11 protein-coding genes are annotated in these 12,033 nt (G+C 69.4%); 6 read left to right on the top strand and 5 right to left on the bottom strand.

Translation table 11 applies throughout. The features are described 5' to 3' along the window. Positions 1-78 precede the first annotated feature (78 nt). Positions 79-1,194 carry an acyltransferase family protein gene (locus tag RCH12_RS08770; protein ID WP_327016644.1) on the bottom strand — a complete coding sequence of 372 codons (1,116 nt, stop codon included), beginning with the start codon at positions 1,192-1,194 and terminating at the stop codon, positions 79-81. A gap of 29 nt (positions 1,195-1,223) precedes the next feature. Here RCH12_RS08770 and RCH12_RS08765 point away from each other — a divergent pair, with 29 nt between their 5' ends. Beyond that, positions 1,224-2,027, top strand: a complete 804-nt coding sequence (locus tag RCH12_RS08765) for an SDR family NAD(P)-dependent oxidoreductase (RefSeq protein ID WP_327016643.1) — start codon at positions 1,224-1,226, stop codon at positions 2,025-2,027. 111 nt (positions 2,028-2,138) lie between these two features. Here the strand turns inward: RCH12_RS08765 and RCH12_RS08760 are convergent, their stop codons facing one another. From RCH12_RS08760 to RCH12_RS08750, 3 genes are read right to left on the bottom strand one after another with little or no spacing between them, the layout of a single operon-like run. After that, positions 2,139-3,773: a solute symporter family protein gene (locus RCH12_RS08760; protein ID WP_240632380.1), complete on the bottom strand. Its 1,635-nt coding sequence runs from the start codon at positions 3,771-3,773 to the stop codon at positions 2,139-2,141. Beyond that, complete coding sequence (locus RCH12_RS08755) at positions 3,770-4,117, bottom strand: DUF485 domain-containing protein (protein WP_088455355.1); 348 nt, start codon at positions 4,115-4,117, stop codon at positions 3,770-3,772. Before RCH12_RS08755 ends, RCH12_RS08760 begins: the two co-directional genes overlap by 4 nt. Positions 4,118-4,150: 33 nt before the next feature. After that, a complete protein-coding gene (locus RCH12_RS08750; RefSeq protein WP_327016642.1) occupies positions 4,151-6,106 on the bottom strand; it encodes an AMP-binding protein in 1,956 nt (651 codons plus the stop codon). An 89-nt stretch (positions 6,107-6,195) separates the two neighbouring features. On the opposite strand from RCH12_RS08750, the gene RCH12_RS08745 reads away from it, so the two are divergent. The 5 genes from RCH12_RS08745 to RCH12_RS08725 all read left to right on the top strand — a co-directional run bounded on the left by RCH12_RS08745 (position 6,196) and on the right by RCH12_RS08725 (position 11,485). Further along, a complete protein-coding gene (locus RCH12_RS08745; protein WP_244285918.1) occupies positions 6,196-6,879 on the top strand; it encodes a GntR family transcriptional regulator in 684 nt (227 codons plus the stop codon). A gap of 27 nt (positions 6,880-6,906) precedes the next feature. Next, on the top strand, positions 6,907-8,442 hold the full coding sequence (locus RCH12_RS08740; RefSeq protein ID WP_327016641.1) for an MmgE/PrpD family protein: 1,536 nt from the start codon (positions 6,907-6,909) through the stop codon (positions 8,440-8,442). Further along, the gene (gene prpB, locus RCH12_RS08735; RefSeq protein WP_088455358.1) at positions 8,442-9,350 is read left to right on the top strand and encodes a methylisocitrate lyase; all 909 of its coding nucleotides are present in this window, start codon (positions 8,442-8,444) and stop codon (positions 9,348-9,350) included. Before RCH12_RS08740 ends, prpB begins: the two co-directional genes overlap by 1 nt. 69 nt (positions 9,351-9,419) lie before the next feature. After that, positions 9,420-10,610: a bifunctional 2-methylcitrate synthase/citrate synthase gene (locus RCH12_RS08730; protein ID WP_327016640.1), complete on the top strand. Its 1,191-nt coding sequence runs from the start codon at positions 9,420-9,422 to the stop codon at positions 10,608-10,610. Between the two features lie 29 nt (positions 10,611-10,639). Next, positions 10,640-11,485: an NAD-dependent epimerase/dehydratase family protein gene (locus RCH12_RS08725; RefSeq protein ID WP_327016639.1), complete on the top strand. Its 846-nt coding sequence runs from the start codon at positions 10,640-10,642 to the stop codon at positions 11,483-11,485. Here the strand turns inward: RCH12_RS08725 and RCH12_RS08720 are convergent. Continuing rightward, complete coding sequence (locus RCH12_RS08720; protein WP_327016638.1) at positions 11,418-12,026, bottom strand: MOSC domain-containing protein; 609 nt, start codon at positions 12,024-12,026, stop codon at positions 11,418-11,420. The two genes, RCH12_RS08725 and RCH12_RS08720, sit on opposite strands and share 68 nt — an antisense overlap. Positions 12,027-12,033 lie beyond the last annotated feature (7 nt).

Genomic DNA, 12,033 nt, shown 5'->3' with positions numbered 1-12,033 from the left:
CGGAACCAGACGCTCCGTTGCTCTGCTGCAACCATAGGCAGGGCTATGCCACGCGACAACGGTTCGCGAAACACTACGTCATCTGTTGCCGGGCCCGTGCGGAAGCACGATGGTGCCCGTGTGGGTGGACGGCTCCTGTCGGAACAGCCAACGCAGTCGCGGTTCCACCAGTGGGCGGAAGATGCGCCTCACGACGGGCAACGACAGCACCACCGAGATCAGGATGGCCAGCAGGATCACGGCCGGCAGCACCCAGGGCTGCTGCGGACCGTCGAGCACCCCGGTTTCCCGCAGCGGGTAGAGCAGGAAGGTGTGCAGCAGGTAGATGTACATGGTCGCGGCGCCCAGCGGCGTGAACCAGGTCGCCCGGCGCGGCATCAGCATGAGGAAGGCCAGGATGAACAGGAACGACGCCATCATCAGGCCCAGCCGGATGACCCCGGCCCAGAACTGGTCGTAGCCGAACTGCCAGTACGCCTCGTCGTACAGGGTGAAGCTCCGCAGCCGCAGGTCCCGCACGCCGATGATGTTGACGGTGACGGCCAGGGCGAGGGCGCCGAAGAGGGCGATCGCGCCGGAGCGCCAGCGCCAGACCGCGGCCGGGTTCAGGTGCATCCACCGGGCGGTGAGCGGCCACTGGCGCAGTTTCCAGCCGAACACGAAGAACGGCAGCAGGCCCAGCGTGCGTGACAACGAGAACGTGCTGTCGATGTCACCGACGTAGCCGGCGCCCACCGAGATGGCGATGCTGATCAGCAGCGGATACCGCATCAGCACCAGGTAGGGCAGCGCCACCCGCCAGATGGCCAGGGCGATCAGGAACCAGAGCGTCCAGGACGGGGCGGAGTAATCCACCTTGAGGGAGCCGCTGAGCGCCCACTCCACCAGGGTCCAGATGGTCTCGAAGATCAGGTACGGGAAGACGACGTCGGTGACCAGCCGGTGCATCTGCCGGGGGCCCGGCGGCCCCGACTTGGCGAAGTAACCGCTGACGGCGACGAACACCGGCACGTGGAACGCGTAGATGAACAGGTAGACGCCGTAGGCGGTGTCGGATTCGCCGATCAGCTTGAGGATCGCGTGACCGATCACCATCAGGGTGATGGCGATCCAGCGTGCGTTGTCCCACAGCGGTACGCGGCGCTTGGGCTTGTGCGGGCCGGCGTGGTGCGGGGTCTCTGTCGGCGAACTCATCGGGTCTATTCTCCGGGCAGAATGGGGCAATGGGCAAAAAAAGAGTCGTGGTCACTGGTGCGAGTTCGGGAATCGGAGCGGCGACGGTACGGACGTTCCGGGAGCACGGCTGGGATGTGGTGGGCGTGGCCCGCCGGGCCGACAGGCTCGAGGCGCTGGCCCAGGAGACCGGCGCGGCCGTGTTCGCCGCCGACCTGACCGTGCAGGCCGACGTGGACGCGTTGCGGGACTACCTTGCCGCCTCCGGGCCGGTGAACGCCCTGGTCAACAACGCCGGCGGCGCCAAGGGACTCGACTCCGTCGAGGCCGGGTCGATCGACGACTGGGCCTGGATGTACGAGATCAACGTGCTCGCGCTGAAGCGGGTCACCACCGCGCTACTGCCGCTGCTGCGCGCCTCGATCGCCGCCGCAACGGATGCCGCGGCCACCGGCGCTGCCGCATCCGCCGACATCGTCAACATCACCTCGACCGCCGGGCACACCGCCTACATCGGCGGCGGCGGTTACAACGCCGCCAAGTTCGCCGCGCACGCCCTGACCGAGGTGCTGCGCCTGGAGCTCAGCGGCGAACCGATCCGGGTGATCGAGATCGCGCCCGGCATGGTGCAGACCGACGAATTCGGTCTGGTGCGCTTCGGCGGCGACCCCGAGAAGGCGGCCGCCACCTACACCAACGTGGTGCACCCGCTCGTGGCCGACGACGTCGCCGCCACCATCCTGGCCGCCGTCGAGCTGCCCGCGCACGTGAACCTGGACCTCGTCGTAGTCAAACCCGTCGCCCAGGCCTCCACCACCCTGGTCGCCCGCGGCCCGTTGCTGCCCCGCGTCTAAACCCACACCCGCCCCAACTGTTGCCCGAACGGACAATTGCGCCCGGCGTACCGGGCGCAATTGTCCGCATCGGCCACAGTCGCGGCCTCGGGAAGGGGAGCGGGAGCGGGGCTAGTGCTCGCTCGCCTTCTCGGCGCCGAACCCGGTGAGGGAGCGCACCGCCATCTCTGCGGCCAGCTTGGGGTCCTCCCGGCGGGTGCTGGTGACCGAGCCGAGCCAGCCGAGGAAGAAGCCCAGCGGGATCGAGATGATGCCCGGGTTGTTCAGCGGGTAGATCGCGAAGTCCACACCCTCACCGAACATCGAGGTGGGTGTGCCGGAGAACACCGGCGAGAACACGATCAGCAGAATCGCCGACCCCAACCCGCCGTACATGCTCCACAGGGCCCCGCGGGTGGTGAAACCGCGCCAGAACAGCGAGTACAGGATGGTGGGCAGGTTGGCGCTCGCCGCGACGGCGAAGGCCAGCGCCACCAGGAAGGCGATGTTCTGCCCCTGCACGCCGATGCCGCCGGCGATGGCGAGGATGCCGATCACCACGACGGTGCGCCGGGCGATCTTGACCTCGCCGTCCGGGTCACCCTTGCCCTTCTTGATCACGCTGGCGTAGATGTCGTGCGCGAACGAGGTGGCCGCGGTGATGGTGAGACCGGCGACCACGGCGAGGATGGTGGCGAACGCGATGGCCGAGATGAAGCCCAGCAGCAGCGGGCCGCCCAGCGCCAGCGACAGCAGCGGCGCCGCGGAGTTCACTCCGCCGGGCGAAGCGAGAATGGTGTCCGCACCCACCAGGGCCGCGGCGCCGAAGCCGAGCACCAGCGTGAACAGGTAGAACGCCCCGATCAGGAAGATCGCCCAGACCACCGAGCGTCGGGCCTCCTTGGCGCTGGGCACCGTGTAGAAGCGCATCAGCACGTGCGGCAGGCCCGCGGTGCCGAGCACCAGGGCGATGGCCAGGGAGATGAAGTCCAGCGGGTTGCCGCCGTACTGCAGGCCGGGCGCGAGGATCGACTCCGCCGGGGTGACCGAGGCGTTCGCGACGGCGGCATCGAGCAGGGTGGACAGGTTGAACCCGTTGATCACCAGCACCCACACCGTCATGGCGCCAGCGCCGATGATGAGCAGGAACGCCTTGACGATCTGCACCCAGGTGGTGCCCTTCATGCCGCCGATCAGCACGTACATGATCATCAGCCCGCCGACCACCGTGACCACGATGGATTGGCCGAGCTTGTCGTTGATGCCCAACAACAGCGAGACGAGCCCGCCGGCGCCGGCCATCTGCGCGAGCAGGTAGAAGAAGCACACCGCCAGGGTGGTGGTGGCCGCGGCGACGCGCACCGGCCGTTGGGCCAGCCGGAAGGAGAGCACATCCGCCATGGTGAACTTGCCGGTGTTGCGCATCAGCTCGGCCACCAGCAGCAGGGCCACCAGCCAGGCCACCAGGAAGCCGATCGAGTAGAGGAACCCGTCGTAGCCGTTCACCGCGATGGCGCCGACGATGCCGAGGAACGATGCCGCCGAGAGGTAGTCGCCGGCGATCGCGAAGCCGTTCTGGGGCCCGGTGAACGAGCGACCGCCGGTGTAGTAATCGGCGGCGGTGCGGTTGTTGCGGCCGGCCCGGATCACGATCACCAGGGTGACGGCCACGAAGGCCAGGAAGATCGAGATGTTCAGGACCGGGTTGTTCTCCGTGGGCTCGACCGCGGCGGCGACAGCGGTCAGGCTCATTCCCAGGGCGCTCATGCGGCGACCTTCGCTTCGAGCTCGGCGCGGAGCTCTGCGCCCAGCGGGTCGAGCACCCGGTTGGAGAAGGCGACATACCAGATGGTGATGGCGAACGTCGTGACGAACTGGCCGAGGCCGAGCACCAGGCCCAGGTTGATGCTGCCGAAGACCGGCCGCGCCATCACATCGGGCAGGTAGGCCGCCACAAGCACGTACGCGAAGTACCAGACCAGGAAGAACACCGCCATCGGCACCACGAACCTCCGGCGCCGGCGTTGCAGGTTGACGAAGCGGTCGCTGGTCTCGAAGGCGACATAGTCGATCGAGTCCTCCGGCCTGGTGTCGTTCAGTGATTCCTTCATGGGGCTCCTTTGCTCCGGTGAGATGGGTGGATGTTAGTCGGTTGGTGGGGGCCGGACAGCTAGGGCGAGCGCGTCGAGCACGGCGGGGTCTTCGATGGTGGGCGGGACCTTGTACGGCTCGCCGTCGACGATCTGGCGGATGGTCTTGCGCAGGATCTTGCCTGAGCGGGTCTTGGGCAGCCGGTCCAGGATTCTCACGTCGCGGAACGCCGCCACCGGGCCGATGTGCTCCCGCACCAGGTTGACCAGCTCGGCCGTGAGCAGATCGTGGTCGACCACCGCGCCGGCCTTGAGGGTGACGAAACCGGCCGCCCGCTGGCCCTTGAGCGCGTCGTGCACACCGAGCACCGCGCACTCCGCAACGGCCGGATGCCGGGTGAGCACCTCCTCGAGGGACCCCGTGGAGAGCCGGTGGCCGGCGACGTTGATCACGTCGTCGGTGCGGCCCATCACGTAGAGATAGCCGTCGGCGTCGAGGTGCCCGGAGTCCCCGGTGGCGTAGTAGCCGGGGAAGGCGGTGAGGTAGGCGTCGACGAAGCGGTCGGCGCCGCCCCAGATGCCCAGCAGGGAGCCCGGCGGCAGCGGCAGCCGGATGACGATGTTGCCGTCCTTGCCCGGCTTGGTGATGGGTGCGCCCTTCGAATCAAGAATCGCGATGTCGTAGCCGGGCACCGGCACCGCGGTGGAGCCGGGTTTGGTGGGCAGCTCCTGGATTCCGCGCGGGTTGGCGCAGATGGCCCAGCCGGTCTCGGTCTGCCACCAGTGGTCGACGACCGGGCAGTGCAGGCCGTCGTTGACCCAGTGGAAGGTCTCCGGGTCGAGCCGTTCACCGGCCAGGAACAGCGCGGTGAGGCTGGACACGTCGTGGCGGGCCAGCTCGGCCAGGTCGGGGTCGACCCGGCGGATGGCCCGGATGGCCGTGGGCGCGGTGAACAACACATTCACCCTGTAGTCCGCCACGACGCGCCAGAAGGCGCCGGCATCCGGGGTGCCGATGGGCTTGCCCTCGTAGATGATCGTGGTGGCGCCGGCCAGCAGCGGTGCGTAGACGATGTAGGAGTGGCCGACCACCCAGCCGACGTCCGACGCCGCCCAGAACACGTCGTCGGGCCCGATGTCGTAGATGCCCCGCATCGACCAGGTCAGCGCAACGGCGTGACCGCCGTTGTCGCGGATGATGCCCTTCGGGTTTCCGGTGGTGCCGGAGGTATAGAGGATGTAGAGCGGGTCGGTGCTCGCGACGGTGACCGGGTCGGCCGGGGTGGCGGTGGCCTCCGCGTCCGCCCAGTCCAGCCAACGCACGGCGGCATCGTCGGCGGGGTCCCCGGCGTAGTCGGCGGCAGATCCGTCGATCGTGGCACGGTCGCGCACGATGACGGTGTGCACCGAGCCGGCGCTGAGCTCGAGCGCCTTCTGCACCAAGGGGAGATACGGCACCGCCTTGCCGGGCTCCAGGCCGCCGGAGGCCGTGACGATCACCGCGGGCCGGGCATCGTCGATGCGCACGGCGAGCTCGCTGGCCGCGAAGCCGCCGAACACCACCGAATGCACGGCCCCGATCCGGGCGCAGGCGAGCATCGCCACGACGGCCTCGGGGATCATCGGCAGGTACACGATGACCCTGTCGCCCCGGCCCACGCCATTGGCCCGCAGCACCCCGGCGAACCTGGCGACCCGGTCGAGCAGGTCGCGGTAGCTCAGCCGGATGCGGGTGCCCGTCATCGCGGAGTCGTAGATCAGCGCCGTGTGATCGCCGCGGCCGGCCAGGACGTGCCGGTCGAGGGCGTTGTAGCTGGTGTTGAGGGTGCCGTCCGCGAACCAGGAGTAGTCAGTGGGGGAGCGCTCTGTCAGCGCCGTGGTCGGCGCGCTGACCCAATCGATGAGCCCGGCGGCCTGAAGCCAGAAGTCGTCGCGCTCGTCGATGCTCCGCCGCCAGACATCGCGGTAGCCCTGGGGGGTCGTGCGAGTGGTTCCAGTGTCTTCGATCATGGTGCGAACCTCTCCATTGAAGCTCTCATGTATACACAAGGTGCGGTTAGTCTTGCACACGCCGGGCAATAGGGGAATAGAATGCGCGTGTGTATACAGAGACCGTGAAGTCCGCACCGGAGCGGGCGAGCGACCGGGCCTACAGGGTGTTGCGTGACGAGATCCTCGACGGAGTCCTGCCGGCCGGCACGGTGCTGCTCGAGGTGGAACAGTCCGCCAGGCTCGGCGTCTCCCGCACCCCGCTGCGCTCCGCCGTGGCGCGGCTCGTGGCCGACGGTCTCGTCGCCGGCCGCAGCGGCCGGGGCTTCTCGGTCACCGAGATGTCGGTCGAGTCGATCAACGATCTCTACGAGCTGCGCGAGGCCCTCGAGGAGCGGGCGGCCACGCTGGCCGCGCGCCGCGATGACCGCACCGCGTTCGGGATGCTGCGCGACCGGTTCGTCGCCGCCCCGGCCCTGCTAGAGGCGGGCGAAGCCGGCATCCACGAGTACTACGCGCTGATCGACGAGTTCGACGCCGCCATCGACGCCGCCGTCGACAACTCCTTCCTGGTGGGCGCCCTGGTCACCGTGCGCACCCACCTGGCCCGCATCCGCCGGGTGGCCAGGGGAAACCCGGTGCGGCTGCGGGCCGCCGCGGCCGAACATCTGTTGATCCTCGACGCGATCATCGACGGCGATGCTGCTCTCGCCGCGCACGCCACCCACGTGCACCTGCATCTCAGCCTCGCGAGTGTGCTCGCGGTGCTCGAGGCCACCGAAACGACCTCCTGACCTCCCCGATTCGAAAGGACCACCTTCGTGCAGACAACCTCCGTGCGCGTGCACCCCAGCGAGAACAGCCCCGCCAAGACCGACCAGCTGGCCTGGAAGATCGCCGCCTGCGCGGCAGACCCGGTCCCGGTCGACGACGACGTCACCGAGATGATCATCAACCGGGTGATCGACAACGCCGCCGTCGCCGCGGCCTCGCTGACCCGCGCCGCCGTCGTCGCCGCCCGGTCGCAGGCGCTGGCGCATCCCCGGTCGACCGGCGGCGACGGCGCCACGGTGTTCGGCCCGTCCGACACCGAGAGGGTCTCGCCGGAGTGGGCGGCCTGGGCCAACGGGGTGGCCGTGCGGGAACTGGACTACCACGACACCTTCCTCGCCGCCGAGTACTCGCACCCCGGCGACAACATCCCGCCGCTCATCGCCGTCGCCCAGCACCTGGCCGCCGGCCGCGGCCTCACCGGAGGCGACCTGGTGCGCGGCATCGCGACGGGCTACGAGGTGCAGATCGACCTGGCCCGCTCGATCAGCCTGCACAAGCACAAGATCGACCACGTCGCCCACCTGGGCCCGTCGGCCGCGGCCGGCCTCGGCACCCTGCTGGGCCTGGACCCCGACACGATCTTCCAGGCCGTCGGCCAGGCGCTGCACACCACAACGGCCACCCGGCAGTCCCGCAAGGGCGAAATCTCCTCCTGGAAGGCGTACGCTCCCGCGTTCGCCGGCAAGATGGCCGTCGAGGCCGTCGACCGGGCCATGCGCGGCCAGACCAGCCCCACCCCGATCTACGAGGGCGAGGACGGCGTGATCGCCTGGCTGCTCGACGGGCCGGATGCCGCTTACGACGTAGCCCTGCCGGCCCCTGGTGAGCCCAAACGGGCGATTCTGGACAGCTTCACCAAGGAGCACTCCGCGGAGTACCAGGCCCAGGCGCTCATCGACCTGGCCCGGAAGCTGCACCGCGAGCACCCCGAAATCTTGGTGCCCGGCGCGGTGGCGAGCATCGTCATCCACACCTCACACCACACCCACAACGTGATCGGCTCCGGAGCCAACGACCCACAGAAGTACGACCCGCGGGCCAGCCGGGAAACCCTGGACCACTCGGTGCCGTACATCTTCACCGTCGCGCTGCAGGACGGCTCCTGGCACCACGAGGACTCCTACCGGCCCGAGCGCGCCGGCCGGGCCGACACCGTGGCCCTGTGGAACACGGTCAGCACGAGCGAAGATGCCGAGTGGACCCGCCGGTACCACTCCAGCGACCCCGCCGAGAAGGCGTTCGGCGGCCGGGTCGAGATCCTGCTGGCCGACGGCAGTCGTCTGGTCGATGAGCTGGCCGTCGCGGATGCGCATCCGCTCGGCGCCCGCCCGTTCGTGCGCGCCGACTACGTCGCCAAGTTCCGGCTGCTCGCCGCGAACGCCCTGGAGCCGGCCGAGATCGAGCGGTTCCTGGACCTCGCCCAGCGGCTGCCGGAGCTGACCGCTGCCGAACTCGGCGGCCTCACCCTGGTGGCCCGCCCCGGCCTCCTCGAACCGCTGCCCAGCCTGAACGGAATCTTCTGATGCTCTACTCCGGACTCACCCCCGCCGCCAAGCGCGCGCAACTCCGCGCCGACCTCGCCGGCGGCGAGCTGCTGCGTTTCCCCGGCGCGTTCAACCCGCTCAGCGCCAAACTGATCCAGGCCAAGGGATTCGAGGGCGTCTACATCTCCGGTGCCGTGCTCGCCGCCGACCTCGGTCTGCCCGACATCGGTTTGACCACCCTCACCGAGGTCGCCGGCCGCAGCCAGCAGATCTCCCGGATGACCGACCTGCCCACCCTCGTCGACGCCGACACCGGCTTCGGCGAGCCGATGAATGTGGCCCGCACCGTGCAGACCCTCGAGGATGCCGGCGTGGCCGGCCTGCACATTGAGGACCAGGTCAACCCCAAACGCTGCGGGCACCTGGACGGCAAGCAGGTCGTCGACACCGACACGGCCCTCAAGCGCATCCGCGCGGCCGTCGACGCCCGGCGGGATGCGAACCTGCTCGTGATGGCGCGCACCGACATCCGCGCCGTCGACGGGCTGGCCGCAGCGATCGACCGGGCCAAGGCGCTGGTGGATGCCGGCGCCGACGCGATCTTCCCCGAGGCCATGGGCACCCTGGCCGAATTCGAAGCCATCCGGGCGGCGGTGGACGTGCCGATCCTGGCCAATATGACCGAGTTCGGCAAGAGCGAACTCTTCAGGGTCGACCAGCTCGCCGACGTGGGCATCAACCTGGTGATCTTCCCGGTGTCGCTGCTGCGCCTGGCGATGGGCGCAGCCGTTGCGGGCCTGGACACCATCCTCGCCGAGGGCTCGTTGACCAGCCGGCTGCCGGACATGCAAACCCGCGCCGAGCTCTACCGGCTGCTGGACTACGAGGCTTACAATCGCTTCGATTCGGGGATTTTCAACTTCACTCTGAGCGGTCACGACGGCTAGCCCAGCACCACAACGGCACCACGAAGCAGTACCAGCACGGCTAAGTACCTCAGGACGCAAAGGAGCGAAATGACTATCAACCAGCCCACCCACACGGCCCCGGTGCAACAGCCGGTCGTGCCGGAGATCCACCGCGGCCTGGCCGGGGTGGTGGCCGATACGACGGCGGTGTCCAGGGTCAACCCCGACTCCAACTCGCTGCTCTACCGTGGCTACCCGGTGCAGGAACTGGCCGCGCAGAAGAGCTTCGAAGAGGTCGCCTATTTGCTCTGGCAGGGCGAGCTGCCGGACGATGTGCAACTGGCCGCATTCGAGGTCGCCGAGCGGTCACTCCGGCGCCTGGACCACTCGGTGCGCCGGGTGATCGACGAGATCCCCACCTCCGCCGATCCGATGGACGTGGTGCGCACCGCCGTGAGCGTGATCGGCGCCAACGACCTGAGCACCCCGGACTCGTCGGTGGAGGCCAACCTGGCCAAGTCGTTGCGCCTGTTCGCGCAGCTGCCGGCGATCGTCTCGTACGATCAGCGCCGCCGGCACGGCCTCGACCTCGTCGAACCCCGCGACGACCTCGGTTATTCGGCGAACTTCCTCTACATGACCTTCGGCGAGGTGCAGGAGGTCGAGGTCGTCGAAGCCTTCGACGTGTCGATGATCATGTACGCCGAGCACTCCTTCAACGCGTCCACGTTCACGGCCCGGGTGATCACCTCCACCCTTTCCGACCTCTACTCCGCCGTGACCGGGGCGATTGGGGCGCTCAAGGGCCCGTTGCACGGCGGCGCGAACGAGGCCGTGATGCACATCTTCAGCGAGATCGGCCTGGGCGACGGGTCGGCAGAGCGCGCAGAACTCTGGCTGGAGGACACCCTCGCGCACAAGCGCAAGGTGATGGGCTTCGGCCACCGGGTGTACAAACACGGCGACTCCAGGGTGCCCACCATGCACGCGGCGCTGCTCACCCTGATCGACCACTTCGACCGGCCCGACCTGCTCGACCTCTACGAATCGCTCGCCGACGGCATGAAGACCCGCACCGGCATCCTGCCCAACCTGGACTACCCGGCCGGCCCGGCGTACCACCTGATGGGTTTCGACACCGCCAGCTTCACGCCGATCTTCGTCGCCGCCCGGGTGACCGGCTGGACCGCGCACATCATGGAGCAACTGGCCGCGAACGCGCTGATCCGGCCGCTGTCGTTCTACAACGGCACGCCGGAACGCCACGTTCCGCCGGCGGCCGACGGCGACGTGCTCTGACGCCGCGCGAGCCGCTCCATACTGGAGTCATGACTGTACTGATAGCCGGATGCGGCGACCTCGGCACCGAGGTGGGCCTCCGCCTGGTCGCCCTCGGCCAACGAGTGGTGGGAGTGCGCCGCCAGGCCGGGGTGCTCCCGGTCGCCCTCAACGGGCAGTCCGTCGACCTGAGCCGCGAGCGGCCCGAGGTGCCGGCGGACACCGAGATCGTGATCGTGACCGTCGCCGCGGGCAACCCAGACCCCGCGGTGTACCGGGCCGCGTATGTGACCGGCCTGGCCAACCTCCTCGACGCCCTCGACGCGACCGGGGTCACCCCGCGCCGGTTCCTGCTGGTGTCCTCCACCGCGGTGTACGACGTGAACGACGGCAGCACTGTCGACGAGGAGACCCCGGCGGCCCCGGGACCGGGCACCGACTCGATCCTGCTCGAGGCCGAGCAGCTGCTGCGCAGCCGGATCCCGGCCGCCGTCGTGCTGCGCCTGGGCGGCATTTACGGCCCCGGCCGGGAGCGCCTGATCAGGCAGGTCCGCGAGGGGCGGGCGACGATTGCCGCGCGCGGCCGTCTCAGTAACCGGATCCACCGCGACGACGCCGCGGCCATGATCGTGCACCTGGTCTGTCGGGACACGGCGCCCGACCCGCTCTACCTCGGCGTCGACTCGACGCCGGTGCCCGCCACCGAGGTGCCGGATTTCCTCGCAGACGAACTCGGCCTGCCCCACCCGGAGATCGTCGAGACCGGCGGCCGCCGCGGCGGCGACAAACGCGTGAGCAACCGTCGAATCCTCGAGACCGGGTTCAGCTTCACCTATCCGAGCTACCGGGAGGGTTACCGGGCCGTGCTGGCCGGCCAGGCGGTTCGGCACCCGTAAGCCCCACACCGGTCAGGGGGCTGCTGCAGCGCAGCCGGGCGGGCCCGAGCCGCAGCATCCCGTCGGTCAGCGGTTCGCAGCGCATGCCGCCGCGGCCCCGCAGGGCCCGGTGCGCGCCGGGAGCCAGCACCACGTCCATCCAGGCGCACGGGTTCGCCGGCCGGTTGACCAGGAACTCGACCGGGCCGTCGCCGGTGTCGAGCGAGAACGTGGCGCCGCGCAGAGAGTCGATATCCAGCCCGCGCAGCAGGACGTTGCGCCGGGTGGCGGCCGGGTCCAGAGTGCGCGGCAGGCCGAGGTCATCCGCCACCTGCGCCAGAACGTCGGCGTTCATCACGGTGACCGACGCGTGTACGTGCGCCGGTTTGGCGAAGTGCCGGTCGCCCACGATGCCCAGGCCCGCCCGCAGGCGGACGCTGGGGTGGCTCTCCGCGCCGACCATCGGCAGCGGCCCGTCGGCCGGGCGCCCCTCGTAGCGGTGCACGGGGGAGGCCAGGAGCAGCACGATCTCCACCTCGGCGCTGTGCGGCAGAAGGCTCACAAGACGG

The sequence above is a fragment of the Cryobacterium sp. MP_3.1 genome, from assembly GCF_035984795.1.
GTDB lineage: Bacteria > Actinomycetota > Actinomycetes > Actinomycetales > Microbacteriaceae > Cryobacterium > Cryobacterium zongtaii.
The sequence above is the reverse complement of the archived record's forward strand: the minus strand, read 5'-3'. Positions and strand labels throughout refer to the sequence as shown.